Source organism: Chitinophaga pendula (genome assembly GCF_020386615.1).
In the GTDB taxonomy this organism is placed as follows: Bacteria; Bacteroidota; Bacteroidia; order Chitinophagales; family Chitinophagaceae; genus Chitinophaga; species Chitinophaga pendula.
This window is the reverse complement of the sequence record NZ_CP077769.1, coordinates 5,048,394-5,073,988: the sequence shown is the minus strand read 5'-3', so window position 1 is coordinate 5,073,988 and position 25,595 is coordinate 5,048,394. Positions and strand designations below refer to the sequence as shown.

General features: G+C 45.2%; 18 protein-coding genes. 15 read left to right on the top strand and 3 right to left on the bottom strand.

Going from position 1 to position 25,595, the window contains the following annotated elements:
• Positions 1-76: 76 nt before the first annotated feature.
• From accC to KTO58_RS18395, 6 genes are all read left to right on the top strand, one after another.
• Positions 77-1,414 (top strand): acetyl-CoA carboxylase biotin carboxylase subunit, encoded by a 1,338-nt coding sequence (accC, locus tag KTO58_RS18420; protein ID WP_095837969.1) that lies wholly within the window; start codon positions 77-79, stop codon positions 1,412-1,414.
• 394 nt (positions 1,415-1,808) lie between these two features.
• Positions 1,809-4,184 carry a TonB-dependent receptor domain-containing protein gene (locus KTO58_RS18415; protein ID WP_198315197.1) on the top strand — a complete coding sequence of 792 codons (2,376 nt, stop codon included), beginning with the start codon at positions 1,809-1,811 and terminating at the stop codon, positions 4,182-4,184.
• Between the two features lie 248 nt (positions 4,185-4,432).
• Positions 4,433-4,687: a hypothetical protein gene (locus tag KTO58_RS18410; RefSeq protein ID WP_095837971.1), complete on the top strand. Its 255-nt coding sequence runs from the start codon at positions 4,433-4,435 to the stop codon at positions 4,685-4,687.
• 102 nt (positions 4,688-4,789) lie between these two features.
• Positions 4,790-6,166, top strand: coding sequence for a radical SAM/SPASM domain-containing protein (locus tag KTO58_RS18405; protein ID WP_095837972.1), 1,377 nt, complete (start codon positions 4,790-4,792; stop codon positions 6,164-6,166).
• A 35-nt stretch (positions 6,167-6,201) separates the two neighbouring features.
• The gene (locus tag KTO58_RS18400) at positions 6,202-7,209 is read left to right on the top strand and encodes a hypothetical protein (protein ID WP_095837973.1); all 1,008 of its coding nucleotides are present in this window, start codon (positions 6,202-6,204) and stop codon (positions 7,207-7,209) included.
• Between the two features lie 16 nt (positions 7,210-7,225).
• Complete coding sequence (locus tag KTO58_RS18395) at positions 7,226-9,412, top strand: peptidase domain-containing ABC transporter (RefSeq protein WP_095837974.1); 2,187 nt, start codon at positions 7,226-7,228, stop codon at positions 9,410-9,412.
• 157 nt (positions 9,413-9,569) lie between these two features.
• On the opposite strand, the gene KTO58_RS18390 is transcribed toward KTO58_RS18395, so the two are convergent.
• Positions 9,570-11,762, bottom strand: a complete 2,193-nt coding sequence (locus KTO58_RS18390; protein ID WP_095837975.1) for a glutamine synthetase III family protein — start codon at positions 11,760-11,762, stop codon at positions 9,570-9,572.
• Between the two features lie 374 nt (positions 11,763-12,136).
• On the opposite strand from KTO58_RS18390, the gene purL reads away from it, so the two are divergent.
• The 4 genes from purL to KTO58_RS18370 all read left to right on the top strand — a co-directional run bounded on the left by purL (position 12,137) and on the right by KTO58_RS18370 (position 17,427).
• Positions 12,137-14,362 carry a phosphoribosylformylglycinamidine synthase subunit PurL gene (gene purL / locus KTO58_RS18385; protein ID WP_095837976.1) on the top strand — a complete coding sequence of 742 codons (2,226 nt, stop codon included), beginning with the start codon at positions 12,137-12,139 and terminating at the stop codon, positions 14,360-14,362.
• Between the two features lie 795 nt (positions 14,363-15,157).
• Complete coding sequence (locus KTO58_RS18380; RefSeq protein ID WP_095837977.1) at positions 15,158-16,060, top strand: hypothetical protein; 903 nt, start codon at positions 15,158-15,160, stop codon at positions 16,058-16,060.
• A gap of 121 nt (positions 16,061-16,181) precedes the next feature.
• Positions 16,182-16,634 carry a MarR family winged helix-turn-helix transcriptional regulator gene (locus tag KTO58_RS18375; protein ID WP_095837978.1) on the top strand — a complete coding sequence of 151 codons (453 nt, stop codon included), beginning with the start codon at positions 16,182-16,184 and terminating at the stop codon, positions 16,632-16,634.
• Between the two features lie 208 nt (positions 16,635-16,842).
• Positions 16,843-17,427: a YceI family protein gene (locus KTO58_RS18370; RefSeq protein ID WP_198315198.1), complete on the top strand. Its 585-nt coding sequence runs from the start codon at positions 16,843-16,845 to the stop codon at positions 17,425-17,427.
• 93 nt (positions 17,428-17,520) lie between these two features.
• On the opposite strand, the gene KTO58_RS18365 is transcribed toward KTO58_RS18370, so the two are convergent.
• Positions 17,521-18,762 (bottom strand): aminotransferase class I/II-fold pyridoxal phosphate-dependent enzyme, encoded by a 1,242-nt coding sequence (locus KTO58_RS18365; RefSeq protein ID WP_095837980.1) that lies wholly within the window; start codon positions 18,760-18,762, stop codon positions 17,521-17,523.
• A gap of 329 nt (positions 18,763-19,091) precedes the next feature.
• Here KTO58_RS18365 and pafA point away from each other — a divergent pair, with 329 nt between their 5' ends.
• From pafA to KTO58_RS18350, 3 genes are all read left to right on the top strand, one after another.
• Entirely contained in the window at positions 19,092-20,759 is a 1,668-nt protein-coding gene (gene pafA, locus KTO58_RS18360; protein WP_095837981.1) for an alkaline phosphatase PafA, read from the top strand.
• 161 nt (positions 20,760-20,920) lie between these two features.
• Complete coding sequence (locus tag KTO58_RS18355) at positions 20,921-21,697, top strand: enoyl-CoA hydratase/isomerase family protein (RefSeq protein WP_095837982.1); 777 nt, start codon at positions 20,921-20,923, stop codon at positions 21,695-21,697.
• A gap of 77 nt (positions 21,698-21,774) precedes the next feature.
• A complete protein-coding gene (locus KTO58_RS18350; RefSeq protein ID WP_095837983.1) occupies positions 21,775-22,440 on the top strand; it encodes a hypothetical protein in 666 nt (221 codons plus the stop codon).
• 76 nt (positions 22,441-22,516) lie between these two features.
• Here the strand turns inward: KTO58_RS18350 and KTO58_RS18345 are convergent, their stop codons facing one another.
• Complete coding sequence (locus KTO58_RS18345; protein ID WP_157752865.1) at positions 22,517-22,933, bottom strand: hypothetical protein; 417 nt, start codon at positions 22,931-22,933, stop codon at positions 22,517-22,519.
• A gap of 150 nt (positions 22,934-23,083) precedes the next feature.
• Here KTO58_RS18345 and KTO58_RS18340 point away from each other — a divergent pair, with 150 nt between their 5' ends.
• Positions 23,084-24,532 (top strand): tetratricopeptide repeat protein, encoded by a 1,449-nt coding sequence (locus tag KTO58_RS18340; protein WP_095841501.1) that lies wholly within the window; start codon positions 23,084-23,086, stop codon positions 24,530-24,532.
• A 267-nt stretch (positions 24,533-24,799) separates the two neighbouring features.
• Positions 24,800-25,564: a phosphosulfolactate synthase gene (locus KTO58_RS18335; RefSeq protein ID WP_095841502.1), complete on the top strand. Its 765-nt coding sequence runs from the start codon at positions 24,800-24,802 to the stop codon at positions 25,562-25,564.
• The last annotated feature ends 31 nt before the right edge of the window (positions 25,565-25,595 follow it).

Below are 25,595 nucleotides of genomic sequence, written 5' to 3'. Positions count from 1 at the left end.
CAGCAATGTACTGCACGCTTATTCCTTACGACTTATGATTTAGTACGTATTACTTTTTTAAACTTATACAAACAACATGTTCAAAAAAATATTGATTGCCAATCGTGGTGAGATTGCCCTGCGGATTATCCGTACCTGTAAGGAAATGGGGATCAAAACGGTGGCTGTTTACTCTACTGCAGATAAAGACAGCCTGCATGTGAAGTTTGCAGATGAAGCGGTATGTATTGGTAAACCACAAAGCAGCGAATCTTATCTGAACATACCTCACCTGATGGCTGCCGCCGAAATCACTAATGCGGATGCTATTCACCCGGGATATGGATTCCTGGCTGAAAACGCCCGCTTCGCAGAAATCTGTGGTGAGCATGGTATCAAGTTCATTGGACCCACTCCGGAAATGATCCGTAAGATGGGAGACAAGATGACCGCAAAAGAGACCATGATAGCTGCCGGTGTACCTGTAATACCCGGTTCTGAAGGACTGCTTGAGAGCCTGGAAGAAGCTAGGGTGATCGCCAAACAAATGGGCCTCCCTATCATCCTCAAAGCTACTGCTGGCGGTGGTGGTAAAGGTATGCGCGTGGTATGGAAAGACGAAGAGCTCGAGAACGCCTATAACATGGCTAAAAACGAAGCTAGGGCTGCGTTCAATAATGATGGTATTTACATGGAGAAATTCGTGGAAGAACCCCGTCACATCGAAATCCAGATCGCCGGTGACCAATACGGCAAAGTATGTCACCTCAGCGAAAGGGACTGTTCTATCCAGCGTCGTCACCAGAAACTGGTGGAAGAAAGCCCGTCTCCTTTCATGACCCCCGAACTGAGGGAAAAAATGGGAGAAGCTGCTATTAAAGCTGCCAGCGCCATTAACTACGAAAGCGTGGGTACGATCGAGTTCCTCGTAGACAAACATCGTAACTTCTATTTCATGGAAATGAATACCCGTATCCAGGTAGAACACGGTGTTACAGAAGAAGTGATCAACTTCGACCTTGTAAAAGAACAGATCAAGATCGCCGCTGGTATACCCATTTCCGGCAAGAACTATACGCCTCAGATGCACGCCATCGAGTGCCGTATCAATGCGGAAGATCCTTATAATGATTTCCGCCCGTCTCCGGGTAAGATCACGGTATTGCATATACCTGGTGGTCACGGCGTAAGGGTGGATTCTCATATCTACGCAGGATATGTAATACCTCCGTATTACGATTCCATGGTAGCTAAGATCATTACCATCGCCCAGACCAGGGAAGAAGCTATCAATACCATGGAACGCGCACTGAGTGAATTCGTGATAGAAGGGGTGAAAACTACCATTCCTTTCCATCAGCAACTGATGCGTGATGAAAACTTCCGTAAAGGCAACTTTACTACCAAATTCACAGAGACGTTCAAGTTAGTATAAAGGAGGCGATACCCGATCGTCACATCGTTTTGAAGCCGGCCCGGAGCAATTGCTCCGGGCCGGCTTTTTTCTTTTATACAGATAAGAAAATTTAATTTTTTATTAAAGAAAAACCTTATTTTAGCAGTATACCAGTCACGGCCATACCAAATCCGATGAGAGTAACCCCTGAATGAAAAGACATCACTATCCGATTGTTCTGAACTTTATTAGCATCTGATCTTTAGGCCGCATTACGACCACCAATACGATAGACTGTTTGCAAGCGGAACTTAGCTTTAGCTGGGCACTATACTATTTGATACTAAACGTTAAAAGGGCAAATGTCAGCAACCCTGTGGCATCCTGAAAATCTATGATTACTAACAAGGCTACATATTTACTGCTACTGGCAATGTTAACTTGTACAGCTGTATTCAGTCAAAATAAACTGGAAGGAATAGTAATAGATCACCACCAAAAGCTATTGACGGATATTCCGTTAACTCTCACTGCTGCAGATGGCAATACCCGACATCAGATCAGCGGAAAGGCAGGTGGATTCTCTTTCGGATCAATAAATGCAGGCGCCTATTATCTGAAGGTTACATCTTCCAATTATATCGCAGATAGCCTGTATATACAGATAAGTAAAGATACCTTTGTTACGTTTGGCTTGCGGCCCAATCCACAGCAATTAAAAGAGGTAGTAGTACAAACGGCAAAGCCCAGCTTTGAGAAAAAGATCGATCGCTTTGTCTTTAATGTACAAAACAGCAGCCTGGTAACGGGCAACAATGTATGGGACGTACTCCGGCAAACGCCACTGGTCAATGTACAGGCCTCTGGTACACTTTCCATACTTGGATTACAAGGTGTAAGCGTATATATAAATGACAGGAAAAGTATCCTCAGTGGAAGAGATCTGCAGCAATATCTGCAGAACATGCCTGCTGACAACATTGTAAGGATCGAAGTGATCACCGTACCTTCCAGTAAATATGAGGCAGGCAATCCGGGTGGGATCATTAATATCATACTTAAAAGGAACGAAACAGAAGGTACAAACGCCAGTATCAGTATCTCAGACCGGCAGGCTACTTACAATTCACAAAGTGGCAGTGTATTACTGAATATTAGAAAAGGTAAGTTCGGTCAGCAATTGGTTGCAAGTGGCAGCGTAAGACGCGGGTACTTTGATAGTGAAAATAAAATCACTTACCTGGGAGCTTTGAAGCAGGAAGAGCAGATCAATAACGCCACCTTTAAAAAGCCTGAAAACAGTGCCGGGGTTACCTCCGTTACAGATATCGGTTTGAGTAGTAAAGCATCTTTGATACTGGGTGTTGACTTTCGGACTACCCATTCTAATGACTACAATGTCGGATCAAATAATATATCCCAGAATACCAATACCGGTCCTAAATTTTCCTCCTACCGCAATGAGAATCCTGAAGTTACCAATAACAATTTCCTGAGTCTACACCTGGATTATCAGTATGCGGATAAGAAAAACAACAAAGACCTTATCATTGGGGTAGACTATTTTGATTATCAGAATAAACAACGCTCCCGTTTTACTTCTTATGATATAACCACTCCCCAGTTGATTCACAATGGTAACCAATTGGAAGTGGACCAGCATATCCGGAATTATGCCGGCAAAGCAGATTATAGCCAGTCATTAAAGGGAGGGATACAGCTGGAAACGGGCGTACGGTTTGCTCATACTACTACAGACAATAGTCTGGGTGCACAAGCATATAAAAATGGAGACTGGGTATTCAATCCGGTGATGTCCAATGATTTTGTTTACCGGGAAAATATTGGTGCGATATATCTCACTTTGCAGAAGAAATGGAGTAACAAACTTGAAACAAAGATCGGCGGTCGGGTAGAGCATACTGCGCTTCGAAATGAACAGCTGACAACAAAACAGAAATATACCCAGGACTATACTAACTTTTTCCCGACGGTATATATCAGCTATACACCCGCTCCTGCGCACATTTTTTCCCTGTCTGTTAAAAGTGATATACGGAGGCCTGCATACTCCCAGCTCAATCCGTTCGTTTATTATATAAGTGATAAGTACCTGGTGAAAGGGAATCCGATGTTAAGGCCTTCCAATAGCATCATGGCTGAATTATCGTATACACTTAAACGTGATTATATTTTCCTGGCACGTTATACGAATAGTCAACGCCTGTTCGAACAGCTGGCAATCGTTATCCCACCGGATACGACATTGTTGGACCGGTTTAATTATGGCAGTGCAGATAACTGGAGCCTGGTGAGCATGATCAACAAAAACATCGTAAAAAACTTCTGGACTGTAAGGCTCACCAATACGCTGACTTTGCAAAACCAAAATGTTGCAGCACCGCAGGTCAATATCAGAACCAGTGATTACCTGTATATGTGCAACCTGTTCCAGCAATTCAATAACTTGTTTAATACAAAAATAGACGCCACAATCGATGCTATCTATGTTAGTAAGGCTGTATATGCCAATAGTAGTGTCAGTGGTTTTGGGGAGGTAAATATTGGTCTTACAAGAAGGATTCCCCAACACAATCTGCAGATTACCCTATACGGAAGCGATATATTTAATACGCAACGTTTGAAACGTTTCTATGCCCGGAATAATCTGTCATCTTCAGAGATGATTGCCTTTAGTGATACACGGAGTATTAGAATAGCAATAAATAAAAAATTAGGAAGCAATAAAATAAAGACAGCAAAGAAAAAGGAAGCTAGTAACAACGAAGAAGTCGGAAGAGCGCGATAATAATTAACCCTTAAAACCCGTTAGCCCGGAGTACCTGTAAAATCACACGTAGCACACAGCGTATCTATTATTTTATCTAATCGGCAAGACCATCAACGTATACGTTGTTGCCCGTACTGGTATTCCCATGACCCGCTAATATATATACCGGATATATATCAGGCTGTTGTATGCATAAGCAGCCGCATCTGACAGGCATGCAGATGCTAATCGTTATGCCTATTTGTTTTTACCCTAAACTCAAAAACATGAAAAACTCCAGGCTTAAAGCGCTGATGTTACAGAAAAGCCAACAACTGGCGCAACATTCTTCTGATCAGGATGACTTCAGAGTAATTAATGATGAAAACCTCAGCCACCTCCAGGGTGGTCTACGCCCAGCTACTGTCGGCCCCTGTGCTGAAACCGAAGTATTAGAAGCTGGTACCTGTACCGGTAATACCTGCGGTATTTACACATCTTGTAGCGACTGTAACCAGAATGGTTGTCAGAATTACAAGTAATAATCCGTCGTATTAAGGCAACAACTATCCTGTCTGTTGTCCCGTAAGACAACTACGACAGGTATTAACAACAGCTTCTGTATACATCTTAAAATATTTCCTATGGACTTCAAACTTTCCAGATATATACACATCAGTAAAGACGAAGATATATTGCCTGATCACGCGATCTTATATGTAACCCGATCGGGCGCAGCCATCGAGATTGCAAATAATTACCTATCCATCTTACAGTCCGGCAACTTCAAGCAACTACCAGCATCTTTGGTGAAAAACCTCGTGCATTATGAAGTATTGGTGCCCGCCGATGAGGATGAATTAGATACCGTACTGAGCTATAATAAAGCCAAAATAAAAGATCGTAAAACCATCAGTTTTACCATACAGCCTTCCGCTAACTGTCAGCTGGGATGCCATTACTGTGGACAATCTCATTCAAAACATGTAATGAGGGATGATGTGGCAGACCTCATGGTCGCCCGCATCCGGGATATTATTATACAGAAAGCAGCGCAATCCACTGACCTGTTTATCACCTGGTATGGTGGAGAACCCATTACGGGCCTGAGTGCTATAGAAAACAGCTCGGTAAAACTAATGGGGCTAGCGGAAGAATACAAACTGGGATATAAAGCGGAGATTATCACCAATGCGTTGGCCTTAAAACCGGAGTTGTTTGAAAAATTAGTCACGCAGTATAAGATCATGGAATACCAGATCACTATTGACGGTACTGCTGAATTTCACGATAAGCGCCGGATGTTAAAGAATGGTACTCCGTCTTTCGATATCATATTTGATAATGTGAAAAACATCGTACACTCGCCATTCTATCAGCAGTCGGGCGCCCGTATAAATATCAGATGTAATGTAGATGGAGAGAATAGAGAAAATGTAATACAGTTGATTACACTATTCCATGAGGCTGGTATGCTGGATAAGATGGGATTTTATATATCTGCAGTACACGACTGGGGAGATAATGGTGCAAGTAAGGTAAACGGTATCGGTAAAGAAGACTTTGCCCAATTTGAAATAGAAGTACTCATGACCTTACAGGAATATGGGATAACCAACAGCCACAATCTCGTACCGCGAAGAAATACCTATACCTGTATGGTTGTGAGTGATACAGCAGAGGTCTATGATGCATTCGGTAATATTTCTACTTGCTGGGATGTTCCATATACTAATGTCTATGTAGATACGCCCTTTGTATCCGGGAATCTTAAACAAAAGGAAAAGGTAGATACCAGTAAGGCTATTATGCGCCAGTGGTTTGATGAAATACCTACAAACGATAGCTGGTGCAAGAAGTGTACTTTCCTGCCAGTTTGCGGTGGCAGCTGCCCCAAGGAATGGCATTTTGGTACACCGGCTTGTCCTTCCTTCAAGTTTAATATCGATGAGCGTTTATTTATGAGGAAGATGTATCACCTCGAACAGAACGGTCCGTCGTCATCGGTTATTACCCTGTAATCACTCAACAGCTTTTAAGCCTAATAACAATTCTTATGTTTGATCAGTATACTATCAACGAGATAACTACATTCATAGCGCGCTTCGATAGTGTGGAAGCATTGGAACCTAATGGGTCTACCGGCAATTCCTACCACATTTACCATAGGATAGAAGCTGCCTACCGGCAAGAACTTGATCAGGAGGCATTGATGAGTATGTACTATCATTTTACCCGCTATGAAGAGTGCCTGAAACAATACCGGAATCGTGAACTACATACCGGTGCATTTCTATATCAGAAAATAACCGCACAATCCCGGAGTTTTGATGAACGGGTGGACGCGGGTATGGAGTTATTGTACAGGGCGATGTCTGCTTATCACTTGCATGTCAATGGGAAACTGGATGAAGCAATCGAGGAATTGGATATCGCAATACTGCATTGCGAAAAGCAAACCCAGCTAACGCCATTTGTGGTATCGTCTATTCAGGAGCAATGGCTGAATAAAGTGCGTGTATACTTTAGAAAAGGAGACATGGAGCGGGTAAGGGCTGAAGCGGCTGCTCTCCTGCATTTTTCGTTTACAGGTATATACCAGCAGGATAAGGCCTATGTTACGGAAGCTATGTATGCGGTACCGTATGATGAACAGGAATCGATGCTAATGCATATTTTGCTCAATATCGTAATGGGTCTGCAACGGGTAAGAGAGGTGGTAGGCTCCGCTATGGAAGATGAGATATTAAGCGGATTAGCAGCATATCTGGTTAAAGAGGTGGCTACTCCCAGCTGTGCAAAGGCCTCTTTCTGGACCTTTCAATGCCTGCATGCTTTCTACAGTGGAGAGATAACCACTTTTGTGCGCTTATTGAACAATCACTTTGAATCTTTCAAGACCATACATAAAAAACTACAGAAGATATTGATCCACCAGTTCTTCGGACTAGCGCAACAACATGCCTATGATCTGACAAGTTTGAGTAACCATTCGCAGTTTGTTGATCTGGTCGCTAATAAATGGGGATTACCTCAAACGGTTTCGCCATTGGCTGTTGTGTGAACTAATATCGAATATTATGCGTGTATTCCGCCATTTTTCGCAATTGGAGTTATCGGATTGCGGACCTGCCTGTCTTAAGATGATCCTCCGTTACTATGGAAAGGATTGTGACTTGCTTTATTTGCGAGACCTGTGTACGGTTACCCGTACAGGTGTTTCTATGGGAGATATCGTCAATGCTGGACGTGCACTCCACTTCAACTGCATGGCGGTGCAGACAACGCCGGAAGCATTGATGGAGAAAGCCACCTTGCCTTGTATACTGCATTGGCGGCAGGATCATTTTGTTGTACTTTACCGCATTTCCTCACGTTATTTTTATATAGCTGACCCCGGATACGGTAAGATAAGGTTACCCCGTCATAAGTTCTCCCATCTTTGGAAAGGTACAAGTGATAAAGGTGTCGCATTGATGCTGGCGCCCAGAGAAACATTTGAAGGTCTCCTATTACCTTATACCAGTGGATGGGCAGGTAAAAAGAAAGGATTGTTTTTTTTGGTGCAGCATCTGAAAATCCATCGGGGTAAACTACTGTTATTAGCACTGTTCCTTACTATCAGCACTTCGCTGTCCTATCTGTTCCCGAATACGATGCAACGATTAGTAGACGGAGGTATCAATCGTAGTAATTACCAGGTGGTATGGGGAGTGCTACTTTTTCAGGCCGGCATTCTGATGGGACAGCTGATCTTTGATTGGCTGAGAGGATTTGTCAGTGTACATTTCAGCATGCAGGTGAGTTTGCAGGTGATTACTCATTTTCTGCAAAAACTTATCCGCTTACCGATTCGTTTTTTTGATAATCGTCTTAATACCGATATCCTGCAGCGTATCGAAGATCATCAACGTATCGAGAGTTTTCTGACGCAGCAGATCATACAAGCAGTGTTCTCCTGCTTGTTGATCATTACGTTATCGATCCGGTTGCTGCAATACGGCTGGTGGATATTTATTTGCTTTATTGTATTGAGCCTGGCAGCTATTGCCTGGATATTCCTCTTTAATGCCCGAAGGCGCAATCTGGATTACTATAATTTCCGGCTCTCCTCTGAAAACCGGAATGCATTGATCGAATTAGTTACCGGTATGAAGGAGGTAAAGATCAACAATGCACAGGAGAATAAAATAGGTTCCTGGCAGGAGATCAAAAAGCAGATATATGGATTGAAGGTAAGATCGCTATATGTCAATCTTTACCAGGTAGTGGGAGTACATGCAATTACACAGATAAAGAATATTGGTATTAATGGTATTTGTGCTATTGGAGTGATACAGGGAAATCTCACGATCGGGGAGATGCTGAGTATCGGATACATTACGGGCATGTTGTCGGGTCCGTTGACAAATATTACAGATTTTATACAGGCTACTGTGGAAGCGAAGACGGCATTCGACCGTATAGATGAAATACATCGTAAAGAAGATGAAAATACGGCTGGCAAAGTGGCGCCACCAGAAGACTGGGATCATATCTATCTGGAAAATGCGGCTTTTAAGTATGATGGGAGTATGCATCCTTTCGTACTGGAAGATATTACGCTGCAGATACCCCGGGGAAAAATTACTGCTATTGTAGGGAGTAGTGGCAGTGGCAAATCTACCTTATTGAAACTGCTCTTATCCTTCTATTACCCGCAAAAGGGACAATTGAGAGTAGGGCAGCAAGAGATGAAAAACATCGATCCTGATGCGTGGCGAGAGCAATGCGGAGTGGTCTTACAGGACGGATATATTTTTAGCGGTACCATTGCTGAAAATATTGCGCTCACAGATAGTGAACCCGATTCTGATCTGTTATGGTTTGCAGCGCGTACGGCTTGTATAGATGCCTTTATCAGGGAGTTACCCATGCAGTTTGATACGAAAATAGGTAATGCGGGTGCTGACCTCAGTGGAGGGCAAAAACAACGATTGCTGATTGCGAGAGCGATCTATAGGAATCCCAGGATCTTGTTCCTGGATGAGGCTACCAGTTCTCTTGATGCGAGGAATGAAAAGGATATACTGACGAACCTGAGTACTTTTCTGCAGGGCAAAACGGTGATTGTCGTAGCGCATCGTTTAAGCACGGTAAAACATGCAGATCAGATCATTGTACTGGAAAAAGGAAAGGTCATTGAATGTGGCACACATCATCAGCTGGTGACCCAGCGGCAGAAATATTATGAACTGATCCGTAATCAACTCGAACTGGGTACCTGATGAGATAAGATAATTTTAAGTGTATTACATGTACGGCTGGATAACAATGTCCGGACGGATTTGCTGTGTCTGGCGGACGGCATCCGCATATGGACTTTAAAACAAAGCCCCCGGTGAAAACCGGGGGCTAATCATACACCAAAACAATCTTACGGTTTTATCGCAAGAAAAGCAGCTCTCTGTATTTGGGCAGTGCCCATTTTTTGTCATCTACCAGGAACTCCAGTTTATCAGAGTGGTATCTGATAACATCAAAGTAAGGCTTGATCTTCTCACAGTAGTCGATCGCTTTCTGGCGGCTGTCGCTCAGTTTGTTGGCAACTTTACGCGCCTCGATCATAGCCTGTACATTTTCACTGATGACGTTGATATGTTCAGAAATCTTTTCGGCAATTTGTTTTTGAGCTTTTACGGCTCCTTCGCCCAGACCTATTTCTTTCAGGCCGCGGATATTCTCGATCAATTCGTTGAGGTAGCTGATAGCAGAAGGCAGAATGGAATTGGTCGCCAAGTCTCCTATAACGCGGGCCTCAATTTGTACTTTCTTCACATAATCTTCGAGCAATATCTCGTGACGGGCGTGTAGTTCTTTCTCATTGTAAACGCCTACTTCACTGAACAGTTCGGCAGCTTTCGGAGTCGTCATTGCATCCAGTGCCTGCGGTGTGGTTTTCACATTTGGCAGACCTCTTTTTGCCGCTTCTTTTTCCCACTCATCGCTATATCCGTCGCCTTCGAATAAAACTTTTTCCGAATCTACAATATATTTCCGAAGAGTTTGCATAATGGCGATCTCTTTTTTCTCACCTTTTTCTATCAGGCTATCAACTTCCTTCTTGAATTCGGTAAGGGTTTTCGCCATGATCGTATTCAAAACGGTCATCGCAGAGGCGCAGTTAGCAGAGGAACCTACCGCACGGAACTCAAATTTGTTACCGGTGAAGGCAAATGGAGAGGTACGGTTACGGTCAGTGTTGTCCAGCAACAGTTCCGGAATATGACGGTGCAGATCCAGTTTCAGAATAGCTTCGTCCTGCTCGTCAAATTTATTGTTTACGCGGGTTTTAACTTCCTGCAGTACTTCATTCAGGTATTTACCGGTAAATACGGAGATGATAGCCGGAGGCGCTTCGTTGGCACCCAGACGGAAATCATTGCTTGGAGATGCGATAGCTGCGCGCAACAGATCAGCATAGTCATGTACCGCCTTGATTGTGTTCACAAAGAAGGTCAGGAACATCAGGTTGGTCTTAGGCGTCTTACCGGGAGCCAGCAGGTTCACACCGGTGTCGGTAGCCATACTCCAGTTGTTGTGCTTACCAGAACCGTTGATACCGGCAAATGGTTTCTCGTGCAACAACACTTTCAGTTTGTGACGTTTAGCCACTTTATTCATGATGTCCATCAACAGGGAGTTGTGATCCACTGCGATGTTCACTTCTTCAAATATAGGAGCGCACTCGAATTGGGAAGGAGCTACCTCGTTGTGACGGGTTCTCAGCGGAATACCCAGTTTGTAAGCTTCCATCTCGAAATCACGCATATAAGCATACGCTCTTTCAGGAATAGAACCGAAATAGTGATCTTCCAGCTGCTGTCCTTTGGACGGAGCGTGACCTACCACGGTGCGGCCGGTCATGATCAGGTCAGGACGGGCATTGGCCAGGCTTTCGTCTACCAGGAAGTATTCCTGCTCCCATCCGAGGGTGGCAGTTACTTTGGTAACGTTCTTGTCGAAATAGTTACATACATCAACGGCAGCTTTATCCAGAGAAGCCAGCGCTTTCAGCAGCGGAGCTTTATAATCCAGGGATTCGCCGGTGTAAGCAACAAATATGGTAGGAATGCAAAGTGTTTTACCATAACCCTGCTCAATGATGAAAGCAGGAGAGGAGGGATCCCAGGCGGTATAACCACGAGCTTCGAAAGTAGCACGCAGACCACCACTGGGGAAGCTGGAAGCATCAGGCTCCTGCTGTACTAACGCATCGCCGTCAAAAGTCTCCAGAGCAGATCCGTCACTTTTCAACGTGAAGAACGAGTCATGCTTTTCAGCAGTAGTACCGGTAAGCGGCTGAAACCAGTGTGTGTAGTGAGTCACACCCTTTTTCATCGCCCAAGCCTTCATGCCGGAAGCGATCTGCTCAGACATTTTACGTTCCAGCTTGGTGCCGTTTTTGATGGAATTCATCAGGCTCTTATAAGCCTCGTCATTTAAGTATTCCCTAACAACTTTGCCTGTAAATACATTGCTGCCAAACACCTCGGTGATCTTACCATTCAGTTCGGAGCTTAACTTAGAGTCAACGCCTGTCAGATGTTCAAGCGCGGTGAAGCGTAACGATTGCATGCGATAATAGAATTTTACACAAAAAAACGGCGCTTAGGTTATAAAAGCAAGGAAATTGTTCTTTTTAACTAAAAAATTACATTTAATGTCTAAAATCCAACCTTTTTTTATGAGATGACCAAAAAATACAGGTGACCAACTGCTAAAACTGATAAATTAAAAAATTACTAATATGTATGCGGGCTGGTCGCGGAATATAATCCTTTTGACCATTCAAAAAATCACCCCCCTGTTTATCACTCTTTAAACATCCATTCTTACCTCCCCTAACACCGCTCCATCCCGAATTACGCCCGCCAGGTCCTTGTCAATTGGCAGAAAATCATGTAGGTTTGCATCTTCTTTTTAATTTACCTGTATTTATATACCAACACATGCAAACTACCACCGTAGAAACAGCGGAACAGTTAGGTCTTACAGCCGACGAATTTGAACGTATTGAAGGCATCCTGGGCCGTACACCTAATTTTACAGAATTAAGCATGTACTCCGTTATGTGGAGTGAACATTGCAGCTACAAGAACTCTATTGTTTGGCTGAAAACACTCCCCCGGGATGGCGAACGCCTCCTCGTAAAAGCAGGGGAAGAAAATGCAGGCTTGGTAGACATCGGTGATGGATATGCCTGTGTATTTAAAATAGAATCTCATAATCATCCGTCCGCAATTGAACCCTTCCAGGGAGCAGCTACCGGTGTAGGTGGTATCCACCGTGATATCTTTACCATGGGTGCCCGTCCTATCGCCGCCCTCAACTCTCTGCGGTTCGGCAACCTGAAAGATAAAAAGACACAACACCTCGTGAAAGGTATCGTACATGGTATCGGTCACTATGGTAACTGCTTCGGCGTTCCTACCGTTGCCGGTGAAACTTACTTCGAAGATTGCTATGGTACCAATCCGCTGGTAAATGCTATGAGCGTAGGTATCGTAAAAGTAGGCCAGACTGTTTCCGCCACCTCTCACGGTGTTGGCAACCCGGTTTTCATCGTAGGCTCCGCTACCGGTAAAGATGGTATCGGCGGTGCTTCCTTTGCTTCTGCCAACATCACAGAAGAAAGCGTGGAAGACCTGCCAGCTGTTCAGGTAGGAGACCCCTTCCAGGAAAAGAAACTGCTGGAAGCCTGCCTCGAGATCATCCCTACCGGTGCACTCGTCGGCATGCAGGATATGGGCGCAGCCGGTATTACCTGCTCCACCGCAGAAATGAGCGCCAAAGGCGAACATGGTATGAACATCTACCTGGACAAAGTACCTACCCGCCAGGAAAATATGAAAGCATGGGAAATGCTGCTGAGCGAAAGCCAGGAGCGTATGCTGATCGTAGTACACAAAGGACGTGAGGAAGAAGTACTCCGCATATTTGAAAAATGGGATCTGCACTGCGTACAGATCGGTGAAGTAACCAAAGAACAGCACCTGAAATTTTATCTGAATGGCGAACTCGAAGCTGATGTACCTGCTCAAAGCCTCGTACTCGGCGGCGGCGCTCCTCAATATCACAGAGCGTATACCGAACCTGCCTACTTTGAAAAAGTAAAGGCATTCAGTATCCTCAACGTGTCTGATACCAACAGCCCCCGCTTCGTGGCCGAACGTATCGCCGAACTGCCTAACATCGCTTCCAAACGCTGGATCTACAACCAGTACGACAGCATGGTAGGTACCGCTAACGCCAGCACCAACGCTCCGTCTGATGCCGCCATCGTATTGGTAAAAGGTAGCCGTAAAGCACTGGCCGTAACAACCGACTGTAACAGCCGTTACGTATATGCCGATCCGCATACCGGTGGACAGATCGCCGTTGCAGAAGCTGCCCGTAACATCGTATGTAGCGGTGGTGAACCTGTAGCGATCACCAACTGTCTCAACTTCGGTAATCCTTACGATCCGGAAGTATACTACCAGTTCGTACATGCTATCCAGGGTATGGGTGAAGCCTGCCGCAAGTTCAATACACCAGTGACCGGCGGTAACGTAAGCTTCTACAACCAGTCTCCTGACGGTGCTGTATATCCTACGCCTACTATCGGTATGCTTGGCGTACTCGATAGCCTCGAACAACGTATCACCCTGGACTTTAAAGAAGCCGGACATCTAGTATATCTCATCGGCCGCAGCCGTAACGATATCAACAGCTCTGAATACCTGCATAAGATATTGGGCGTTGAACATAGCCCGGCTCCTCACTTCCACCTGGAAGAAGAAGCAAAGCTGCAACAGGCAATCACTAAACTGAATGCCGCCAATCTCCTCCAGTCAGCGCACGACGTAAGTGAAGGCGGTCTGTTCATCACCTTGTTGGAAAGCGCTATGGCAGCTAACATAGGTTTCGATATCCATACTAACCACAACTTCCGTAAAGATGGCTTCCTGTTTGGCGAAAGCCAGAGCCGTGTGGTAGTAACCATTCGCCCCGAGGATAAAGAGGCCTTCGAATCCCTCCTGCATACCCTGGTAGATGCGTCTGACTTCTCCGTACGCCACGAGCTGCTGGGCGCCGTAAAAGGTGAACATGTGATCGTAGATGGTGAAGATTGGGGTACCATCGCCAGCTGGAAACAACGTTATAATACTGCTCTGGAAAGCCACCTGAAGTAATAACAACCAGGCCCTGCTCCGGCAAATCAATATTGACAGGCCGGTCTGTATACCCTACAGGGTGAACAGGCCGGCCTTTTTTATGTGAACAATTGTCATTGTAAGCTACTGGTAATGATGTTGTTATTGATCAAGTCCACCTCTCCCTTAATTAGGGTATAACATTCGTATAACTAAGGTATAAGTAAGGCTATCCGGTTTATTGTGCGTTTAACAACTCATTAACAAAATACCATCTTTGTGTGATGGCGAAGTGAAAAAATGTAAGTTATTTTTGATATACCAGTGCAGAGCTACCATTTGAGACGACCTATTCAACAAAAAAATAATCCTCTTATATATTATTCGGAATACCCAATATGTTCCACATCCTATGAAGACCAATTGTTCTACCATGTCCTAATGAAACGCTAGTGAACAAGTACACCTAGTGAAAGAACGATTTGTTGCGGGGGCTGATCTAACCAATCAGCCCTTTTGATTTTTTAGCCATTTAACTGTTACAGCACATAGCCGGTGATAATGGAAATATCAACTGGCTGGTGTGGAAAATAAAGAATAGTGGAGGAGGTATATTTATGCTTACTTACGTTATTTTTGTTGGAAGTTGTACCAGGGAGTAACTCAATATCTGGTACGGTCCGTATACTTTGTGAAAGTTAAGAGAAGGGATATTGTACTATAGCACATCCAATTACTATTGTCATTAAATTATTACTATTACCTGCTATATCTGTGGGAGAAGGGGGATTTAAACATATTTGTAGCACATTATCTAATTCTAAAACAACATCCATGATAAACAGACGTACTGTACTTTTAGCACTTTTATTTGTTCTATGCTGTAATTACAGTTTCGCACAAAGCGAGTACCTGATCGTAAAAGACACTGCCAGGGCTTACCAGGAGCCACCAAGTTATTTTAAGCAACAAGTTGACTATCGGTTTAAAAACCCTGATGCAGTGGGTTTTTCACCTTTAAGAGGCTATGTAGGTCTGATGACGATCGCTCCCTGGAGAGATAATACCGGTAATAAAAACTATCAGCTGGGCTTCCTGGAGGCTGGTGTATACTACCGGCAAGGGGCTCACGGTGGCACTTGGGAAGACTGGCATAAATTAGTGATGACCGCACCATCAGGAGTTACTACATTGGATGGGTATACGAAAATAACACGTGGAGGCGCCAACTTGGCATTAGGCCCCGGTGTAGCTGACCATTCATTCATGTCTTTTTTTGCCCGCAGTAACACGCCAGAAACCCGCTCCGGATGGATGGGATATGGTGCCAGCGGAGATAAAACACTCAGCATCACTAATGAGATCGATGGAGGAGATATTGTATTGCTTCCCGGCGGTAACGGCAATGTAGGCATCGGTGTACAGGCACCACCTGCTAAACTTACGGTCAATGGCGTTGTACTGGCTACCAGGATGAGAGTAAGCCAGAACCTGACCTGGCCGGATTTCGTGTTCAAGAAGGATTATCAACTTCCCTCCCTGCAGGAATTGGACACCTATATCCAACAACACCAGCATCTGCCGGAAATACCTTCTGCTCAAGACATTGCACGCGACGGCCAGGATCTCGGCGAAATGAACCGGCTGCTGCTTAAAAAACTCGAGGAGGTGACGTTATATATTATCCAGCAAGATAAACGTATCAATGCCTTGGAACAACAGCTAAAAAACAAGTAGTATAATAACCGCTTGAATACGTGTTATTTCCATCCGTTAGTGATGGTTATAACACGTATCCCGTGATATACAAGGTAAAAAAATATGTTGCAACAACAGTTGGATTGCCTATCTTTGTGTTATGAAGATAGGAGAAGTCATAAAACAGGTAAAATTCAGGGACAGTTACCATAAGGCACTGGTCAACCTTATCTATACCAGTAACTGGCTCAGAGACGCTAATGGAAAACTCTTCCGCGAGCATGATATTTTGTCCCAGCACTACAATGTGCTCCGCATCATCAAAGGGAAACATCCCGAACCCATTTCTCCCGGCGAGATCAAAGAAGTAATGCTGGATAAAGCCAGCGATGTGACCCGTCTCATCGATAAGCTGGTAGCCAAAGGTCTGGTAAATCGCGGCCTTTGCGAAGCGAATCGCAGGAAAATGGATGTAACAATCACACCGGCAGGAGAGGAACTTATACAAACCCTGGAGAAGCCGATCAGCAAGCTGCACAACCAGCTGAAGAAACGGATATCACCGGAAGAGGCAGAACAGCTCAGCGCATTGCTGGACGCATTGAGGGGGTAACCCCTTTTTTTAACTTAATATTTGTTGCAACGAATTAAGTATTTACACGCATATATAGCATTTGATCAAGTTCTTAAAAGTGAAACAGTTGTAGGTTTAAGCAGTGACCGGGATAATCCTGTCCCGGTCCATTTTTTACAACTTAGTGTTGATATTAGTTGTTAATTAAGCAGCAGCATCATTCACGCTCATCTTAAAAAAGTGTATTATGAAAAAGTACCTTTTATTCACAGCCTTCGTCCTGTTTTCCGGAATGGCTGCCGTTGCACAAGATAAATGGAATGTGGACCCCGCACACACAGATGTTAACTTCAAAGTAAAACATCTGGGCATCAACTATGTGGAGGGGAACTTTACCAAATTCAACGGTACCATTACTGCACCCAAACCTGATTTCCAGGATGCCAGTATCGACGTTACGGTTGATGTGAATAGCATACAAACGGATGTGGAGCCCCGGGACAAACACCTGAAAAGCGATGACTTCTTCAACGTAGAAAAATATCCGGATATGCGTTTGAAGTCGGTGTCTTTCAAAAAGGTAAAAGGCAATAAATATGCGCTGACTGCTGACCTCACCATCCGCGAGACCACCAAACGGGTCACATTTGATGTGACCTATAACGGCACTATCACAGATCCCTGGGGCAAACAACGGGCAGGTTTTACAGCTGCTGCCAATATCAACCGCCTGGACTTCGGTGTTAAATATGCTGACAAATTGCCCAGCGGTGTATATGCCGTAGCGCCTACCGTAGATATCATTCTCAACGTAGAGGCTGTAAAAGAATAACAGGACAATATAGAAAGAGGAACAAGGGTACAATAAACAAAATGCCCCCTGCGATCAGCAGGGGGCATTTTTATGATAATTAGGTCAGGCAGATTATACCATCGGGATCTCTGCTACCTGGTATTCTTTGTTATCCAGCTTTTGTTTGGTCTCGCTGAATGCCTGCAGGGTGCGTTCGATATCTTCATCGGAGTGTGCTGCGGTCGGGATTAGGCGATAGATGATCTGTCCTTTAGGGATCACCGGATATACGACGATAGAACAGAATACATTGTAGTTCTCACGCAGGTCCAGGCACATCGCTGTTGCTTCAGGAATATCCCCTTGCAGGTAGATCGGTGTAACCGGGGAGTTAGTATGCCCGATGTTAAATCCTCTCTTTTTCAGGCCATCCTGCAGTTTATTTACGTTGTCCCACAGTTGTTGTTTCAGCTCGGGTTTGCTGCGCATCAGCTCTACACGTTTCAGGTGACCGATCACTAGCGGTAAAGGAATGGACTTGGCAAATATCTGCGCACGCATGTTATAACGCAGGTAGTTGATGATCGCTTTGTCCCCAGACATAAACGCACCGATAGAAGCACCGGATTTTGCGAATGTATTGAACAACAGGTCGATCTTATCCTGTACACCTTGTTCTTCACCAGTACCGGCGCCGGTTTTACCCATGGTACCGAAACCATGTGCATCATCTACCAGCAGGCGGAACTCGTATTTATCTTTCAGTGCGGCAATCTCTTTCAGTTTACCCTGATCGCCGGCCATACCAAACACTCCTTCGGTGATCACCAGGATACCACCACCGGTGGTTTTGGTGAGTTCTACCGCACGATTCAGCTGTTTTTCACAATCAGCGATATCATTGTGTTTGAATACATAGCGATGGCCCTGGTGCAAACGCAGGCCATCAATAATGCTGGCGTGGCACTCTGCATCGTATACGATCACATCCCGGCGATTACAGATGGCGTCAATAGCACTCATAATACCTTGATAACCATAGTTCAGCAGGGTAGTATCTTCTTTGCCCATGTAGTCGGACAATTCCTTTTCGAGTTGCTCATGATAGTTGGTATTTCCACTCATCATACGCGCTCCCATTGGCGCTGCCAGACCAAAATCTGCTGCTGCCTTTGCATCGGTGGCACGTACTTCCGGGTGGTTGGCCAGGCCCAGGTAATTGTTCAGGCTCCACACTATCTTATCCTTGCCCCGGAATTTCATACGGGGACCTATCTCACCTTCCAGCTTAGGGAATGCAAAATAGCCATGCGCTCTATCGGAATGCTCACCAATAGGACCCATGTGCTTCAGCAGTTTCTCGAAAATATCCATGTTGTTAAGTAATTATTAAATGTTTGGACATTAAAAATTTGAGCACAAAGGTATTAAAATATTACTTTTTGTAAACTTAGGTTACTTTTGTTGATCTCATGATGGTCTAACGCTACTTATACCAGGCAAGAAATATACCAGTACCAGCCGGTAAGGGACGCCACCGATACGGAAATGGATGGTCCCTCAGGGGCTTTTAGCGGCAATAAGCACCAAACATCTGCGGAAATGTACAGCCATTCCCGGCAATATGGTCTTAAAACAAGGCTGCTCCATCAAAATGTTCATATTGGAATTATTTGATATAACGTTAGCAAACTGTTTTACTGATGAAAGGAAATTATTTACTTATCGCGGTTTTACTATTTATCTCTCAGGGAGCTTGGGCGCAAAAGGCGACATCGCCCAAATCCGGATTTAAGTCTGTTTGGGAAAAAACACCAGCAGCACAGGCTACACGGCCTAAATTGGTAGTAGGAATGGTTGTGGATCAGATGCGTTGGGATTACCTGTATCGCTATGCCAGCCGATATGGAAAAGGTGGTTTTAAACGCCTGGTACAGGATGGTTTTTCCTGCGAGAATACGCTGATCAACTATACCCCGACTATTACCGCCTGCGGTCATACCTGTGTGTATACCGGCTCTGTACCTGCGGTGCATGGTATTATCGGCAATACCTGGTATAATCCCAGCCTGGCGCGTACGGTGTATTGTGCAGAAGATACGACAGTAACAACGGTAGGCAGCAGTTCTGCTGCTGGTAAAATGAGCCCCCGTAATATGCTGGTGACCACCATTGGTGATGAACTCCGCCTTTCTAACAATTTCCAGAGCAAAGTGGTAGGTGTGGCTATTAAAGACAGGGGCGCTATCTTGCCTGCCGGTCATAGTGCCAATGCTGCTTACTGGTATGATAATACCAGCGGCAACTGGGTAACTAGCACTTATTACATGCAGGAGCTGCCTGCGTTTGCGCAGCAGTTCAACAGTCAGCGCTGGCCGGAGACCTACCTGAAAGGTGGCTGGAATACTTTGTATCCTATTGAAACTTATAAACTGAGCACAGCAGACGAAAAAGCCTACGAAGGACGTTATAAAGGAGAAGGACATAGTTCTTTCCCACATCAGATAGCGAATCCGTCTGCTTCTATTGCCGCTTCTCCTTACGGTAATACCATGACCCTGGAGTTTGCCAAAAAAGCATTGGAAGCTTATGAGATGGGTAAAGGCAATGTTACTGACTTCCTGGCCATCAGCCTGTCGTCAACAGACTATGTAGGGCACCAGTTCGGGCCTAACTCTATCGAAGCGGAAGATGTATATCTCCGTTTGGATAAAGACCTGGAAGCTTTCTTCAATTACCTGGACAGCCATGTAGGAAAAGGACAGTACCTGTATTTTATCACCGCTGACCACGGGGTAGCGCATGTACCGGGATTTATGGAAGAAAATAAGCTGCCTGGCGGTACCTGGGATGATAAAGCCACTATGGTACAACTGAACGAGCAGCTGAAAAGCGTCCTGGGTATAGACAAAGCCATTCAGGCTGCGGACAACTACCAGTTCTGGCTGAACCACGATGCGATCGCCAAAGCAGGTAAGAATGAAACAGAAGTAAAACGCTTTATGGTGGCGCAGCTGAAAAAAATACCTGCATTGGCAAATGCTTTCCCGCTGGAAGAACTGCAATATACCGCTCTGCCGGAGCCTATGCGCAGTATGCTGGTAAATGGCTATAACGCCAAACGTAGCGGCGACATCCAGGTGATATTGCAGCCCGGCTACATCGATGGTGGCAAAACAGGTACTACACATGGCCTGTGGTATCCTTACGATGCACACATCCCGTTAGTATGGATGGGATGGGGTATACATCATGGTAAAACAAACCGTACCGTTGGTATGACCGATATTTCTCCTACTATTGCTGCCATGCTGCGTATACAGATGCCCAGCGGTAACGTAGGAAAAGTGATAGAAGAGATCACCCGCTAATGCAGCAAGTACATCTTTGATAGCCGATGGCTAACGGGAATGTCTATATGATGGCAATGTGTCCGCAATATCGTATTATTGAAAAACGGAAAGCGGAGAATATGTCATCATTATAACGGACCGTTAGCCATTTGTCATTCTATAACCAGCGTAAAAAAGTTATGTATCAATACATCGTATACGAGAAGGCAGACAGGATCGCTACTATTACTCTCAACAGGCCGGAGAAACGCAATGCACTCAACGGTGCCATGGTAGCTGAGCTGAAGCAGGCTTTTGCTGCCGCCGACAAGGACGATACTGTAAAGGTAGTCGTACTTAAAGGCAGGGGTGAAGCTTTCTGTGCCGGCGCTGACCTCGAATATCTACAGCAGTTGCAACGTAATACCTACGACGAAAACCTGGCTGATTCCAGGTCGTTGATGCAACTAATGCAACAGCTGTACCAGATGGATAAAGTGGTGATCGGGCAGGTAGAGGGGCATGCGGTCGCCGGTGGTTGCGGGCTGGTGACCCTTTGCGATCTGAGTTACGTGGTGCCGGAAGCCTTACTGGGATATACCGAAGTGAAAATAGGCTTTATACCAGCCCTGGTATCTGTATTCCTGGTGAGGAAGATAGGAGAGGGACGATCCCGGGAATTACTGCTGACCGGGCAGCTGGTATCTGCAGCAAAGGCAAAGGAATATGGATTGATCAACGATGTGGTAGCTGCTGCGGAGATCAATGAGCAGGTACAAAAAATAGCTGCTGCTTTGTGTACGGAAACAGCTGCGAACTCTTTGAAAGTAACGAAACAATTGATCGGTAAGGTATTGGACCAGCCGTTGACAGAAGCATTAGAACAGGCGGCTGCATTGAATGCAGCTACAAGAGAACACCCGGATTGTAAAAAAGGGATACAGGCCTTTCTGCAAAAGGAAAAACCGGGATGGTAAAGTCACGTCGAACTACACACTTTTTAACATTCACTGGCACACATTTTTCACTGTACCTATGTAAAATTCAATACACTATGCAAAGCTTCACACTTATCCGGTTATCACTGCTCCTGTGTCTTTCGGTCACAATTGGGCCGTTGTTCGGGCAAAAGGTGGTATCGGATGCAAAGATTGTCTACAAAGTAGAGCTACCTCCTGAGCAGGCCCAGATGGATGCTATGCTGGAGAACAGCACTTTCACCCAATATATGCGTGGTAATTTGAGCCGGATCGATATGAACCTGAATGTAGCGCATTATACTTACCTGATCAACAGTAAAGAGCAAACCCTGGTGACCCTGATAGATAATCATGGAGATAAATACCTGATCAGGGGGAGCAAGGAAGAATATGAAAAGGACCTGAAGCAGTATTCGGGGATTGTATTTAAAGACGGTACCCAGACCAAAGAGATCGCGGGGTATAAATGCCGGCAGGCGATCGGTACTACGGTAGAGGGTAAGACATTTGAGGTGTACTATGCGATCGACCTGGTACCAGAAAATAAGCAGTATAACCGTCGTTTTGTCAACCTGAAAGGTATTCCGCTGGAGTTTGAGATCATTGCCCGTACCGGTTCCCGTACGCGGATGATCGCTACCAAGGTGGACCTGTTCCCGGTACCTATTTCTTACTTTGACGTTCCCCGTTCAGGTTATAAGGAGATGAGCCGTGAGGAGTTGGAGAAATTGCGGGGTTAATCTGGATACAGCATAGCGAGGATATAAAAAAAAGGCTCCGTAATCACTACGGAGCCTTTTTTTATAAAGAATGATCTTAGTTCTTACGGAGTGGCAGTGTTATCTGCAGGTTGTGAAAGCCCAGGTTCAGGTTAGAAGGCTGCTGGATTTGCACGGCATAAGGCAGTATGTAGGTCACATTGCCTTTTTTGTAGGTAACTACTGATTTGAAGTTCAGTGTACTTACGGTGCTGCTTTCGTTCGAAAATTTGAAGTCAGAATTAACGTTTCCGTTGTGTTTAAAAGCGCCATCCAGGCTGAGGCTGGTCTTTTTCATGGAAGAGCCTAGCCGGAAGGAGGTTTTTTCAATCTTATTAGACATCCGGTCATAGCTATCTCCAGGACCTTCCACCGTGTTGGCGGAGGCTGAAGCCTTTACGGAAGCAAGGGCGAGTGCTCCTGCCATCACGCAAGACAATGAAAAATGCCGGAATATGTATGTTAAAACTTTCATTGTATCACAAATATAGTACTTTTTCGATGTGTTATATAACATATCCTTAACGCAAGGTACGATTAATTCTTAATAAAATGTTAAAAATTACATAACGATTACACAGAGGGCCCTTTTTGCCGGATGTATAAATTGTTTATATTTACATTAATGAATCAGGACTTTCCATTATTTAACGAGGATTTTGATGAATTGAAGGACTTGTTGCAGCAGTTTGAAAACCTCAAGGCTGGCCAGTCACATTCTTTTCTCGATGAGGATTCTTTCGAACAGATCATCGACTACTACGATGAGCACGATGAGTTACCTAATGCCATACAGGCGGCAGAAATGGCCATCGAACTGTTCCCTTACTCTTCTACTTTACTGCTCAAAAAAGCTAATCTCCTAATAGAGTCGAAAAAATACAATGAAGCGCTGGAATTGCTGGAAAAAGCAGCGATCCTGGACAGTACGGATATTAACCTGTACATCTTGCAGACCGATGTGTATCTGGCGATGAACCAGCATGAAAAGGCAGCTGCTGTGCTGGAAGATCAGCTGGATCAGTTTGAGGGAGATGACAAAACGGAGCTGTTGCTGGAGCTGGCGGATGTGTATGATGACTGGGAGGAGTTTGACAAGGTATTTGACTGCCTGAAGATGGTGTTGGAGCACGACCCGAATAACGAAGAAGCGTTACACAAGATCTGTTTCTGGACGGAATTTACCGGCCGGAATGAGGAGAGTATCCGTTTGCATACGGCGGTAATCAATGAGTATCCTTACAACCAGCTGGCCTGGTTTAACCTGGGTACAGCCTATCAGGGGCTTAAGCTGTATGAAAAGGCTATCGATGCGTACCAGTACGCGGTAGCTATTGACGAAAAATTCGATTATGCTTACCGGAACATGGGCGATGCCTATATCCGGTTGCGCAAATACAGCGATGCGGTAGAGGTGTTGAAGAAGCACCTGGAGATCGCCAAACCCGAAGACGTGATCTACGAGGCTATCGGGCATTGTTATGAGCGTCAGCGGAAGTTCACCCAGGCCCGTTATTACTACCGGAAGGCTTCCCATCTCAGTCCGTCGGATGACAAGCTGCACTATAAGATTGCAGTGGCTTACATGATGGAGACCAACTGGGAGAATGCAGTGAAATCCCTGCAGAGCGCCCTTAAGATCAACAAGCAGAACGCAGACTATTATATCGCACTGGGTGAGTGTTACCTGGGATTAGGTAAGAACAAGGATGCACTGATGCAGTTTATGAGTGCGGTGCGTATCCGTCCGAAGAGCTTGCACACCTGGCAGGAATTCATCCGTGGGCTGTATATAGCCGGCTTCCATGACGAAGCGCTGGCACAGTTGCAGCAGGCGGAGCAGAAACTAGGCCGTCGTCCGGTATTTGTGTACTACCGGGCTGCCCTGCTGATATCTGCCGGTAAGACCAAAGAAGGGCTACTGATGCTGGAGACAGCTTTACAACAGGCGCCCCGCCAGGTTAAAAAAATGGTAGAACTGGATCCTACTATACTACAACATATCAGCGTGGTGGAAATGATCGCCCGCTATCGCCGTAAAGGCAAAGACAAATCCGCAGGCAGTACGCAGTAGCCCTGGCTCTGCCTGCTATTTCCCTTTTCAGACAGCTTATCTACCGGAGGTGCATAGCCTCCCTTCCCCCTTATTTTCCACAAAAAAATCTCTGGGATAATTAATTAAGGATACTTCTTATTTTTGCGCCGGTTTTATTTATTGACTAAGAATTGGCTGAGCTAACAATACTACCGGATGTGAATCGTGCATGTGCAGCTTTTCTCCAATGGCTGTATGCGGTAACTATTGCTTCCACTGACCATCCAGATGAAAAAAATGTCTCAAATGAATTTTAATCTGACTCAAATTCCTGAGCGTACGAAGAAGCCCCGTGCCAGTGGCCTGACCATGGTGATGGATAAAGGGCTGAGTTTAGCAGAAACGAAAAATTTCTTGTCCGTCTCATTACCGCATGTGGATATTGTTAAGTTAGGATTTGGCACTGCAGCTGTAACGCCTAATCTGCGTGAGAAGATAGAATTATACCAATCCCACAATGTACCTATTTACTTTGGAGGTACGCTCTTTGAAGCTTTCCTGATACGCAACCAGTTCGATGATTATCTGCGTATGGTAAAGGACTTTGGTATCACTTATATGGAGGTATCTGATGGTTCTATCACCATTCCGCATGCGGAAAAATGCGGTTATGTGGAGAAGCTGGCCAAACATGGCCTGGTACTGAGTGAAGTAGGGTCCAAAGATGCAGAACATATCATTCCGCCTTATAAGTGGATTGAGTTGATGCGTGCAGAGCTGGAAGCCGGCGCCACTTATGTAATTGCAGAGGCCCGCGAGAGCGGCAACGTAGGTATCTATCGTGGTACCGGCGAGGTACGTGAAGGTCTTGTACAGGAGATCCTGACACAGATCCCTGCTGAAAAGATCATCTGGGAGGCCCCACAAAAAGCCCAACAACTGTACTTCCTGGAGTTGGTAGGCTGTAATGCCAACCTGGGTAACCTGGCCCCTCATGAAGTGATCTCCCTGGAAGCTATGCGTATCGGCCTGCGTGGCGATACCTTCCACCTTTTCCTGGATGGAGAATAAATCATTCCCTTATATTAACCGGCAGCCAGCG

Excerpts from the sequence above, each read along its gene's own strand:
- accC (WP_095837969.1), top strand. The coding sequence starts at position 77 with ATGTTCAAAAAAATATTGATTGCCAATCGTGGTGAGATTGCCCTGCGG.
- KTO58_RS18415 (WP_198315197.1), top strand. The coding sequence starts at position 1,809 with ATGTTAACTTGTACAGCTGTATTCAGTCAAAATAAACTGGAAGGAATA.
- KTO58_RS18410 (WP_095837971.1), top strand. The coding sequence starts at position 4,433 with ATGAAAAACTCCAGGCTTAAAGCGCTGATGTTACAGAAAAGCCAACAA.
- KTO58_RS18405 (WP_095837972.1), top strand. The coding sequence starts at position 4,790 with ATGGACTTCAAACTTTCCAGATATATACACATCAGTAAAGACGAAGAT.
- KTO58_RS18400 (WP_095837973.1), top strand. The coding sequence starts at position 6,202 with ATGTTTGATCAGTATACTATCAACGAGATAACTACATTCATAGCGCGC.
- KTO58_RS18395 (WP_095837974.1), top strand. The coding sequence starts at position 7,226 with ATGCGTGTATTCCGCCATTTTTCGCAATTGGAGTTATCGGATTGCGGA.
- KTO58_RS18390 (WP_095837975.1), bottom strand. The coding sequence starts at position 11,762 with ATGCAATCGTTACGCTTCACCGCGCTTGAACATCTGACAGGCGTTGAC.
- purL (WP_095837976.1), top strand. The coding sequence starts at position 12,137 with ATGCAAACTACCACCGTAGAAACAGCGGAACAGTTAGGTCTTACAGCC.
- KTO58_RS18380 (WP_095837977.1), top strand. The coding sequence starts at position 15,158 with ATGATAAACAGACGTACTGTACTTTTAGCACTTTTATTTGTTCTATGC.
- KTO58_RS18375 (WP_095837978.1), top strand. The coding sequence starts at position 16,182 with ATGAAGATAGGAGAAGTCATAAAACAGGTAAAATTCAGGGACAGTTAC.
- KTO58_RS18370 (WP_198315198.1), top strand. The coding sequence starts at position 16,843 with ATGAAAAAGTACCTTTTATTCACAGCCTTCGTCCTGTTTTCCGGAATG.
- KTO58_RS18365 (WP_095837980.1), bottom strand. The coding sequence starts at position 18,762 with ATGGATATTTTCGAGAAACTGCTGAAGCACATGGGTCCTATTGGTGAG.
- pafA (WP_095837981.1), top strand. The coding sequence starts at position 19,092 with ATGAAAGGAAATTATTTACTTATCGCGGTTTTACTATTTATCTCTCAG.
- KTO58_RS18355 (WP_095837982.1), top strand. The coding sequence starts at position 20,921 with ATGTATCAATACATCGTATACGAGAAGGCAGACAGGATCGCTACTATT.
- KTO58_RS18350 (WP_095837983.1), top strand. The coding sequence starts at position 21,775 with ATGCAAAGCTTCACACTTATCCGGTTATCACTGCTCCTGTGTCTTTCG.
- KTO58_RS18345 (WP_157752865.1), bottom strand. The coding sequence starts at position 22,933 with ATGAAAGTTTTAACATACATATTCCGGCATTTTTCATTGTCTTGCGTG.
- KTO58_RS18340 (WP_095841501.1), top strand. The coding sequence starts at position 23,084 with ATGAATCAGGACTTTCCATTATTTAACGAGGATTTTGATGAATTGAAG.
- KTO58_RS18335 (WP_095841502.1), top strand. The coding sequence starts at position 24,800 with ATGAATTTTAATCTGACTCAAATTCCTGAGCGTACGAAGAAGCCCCGT.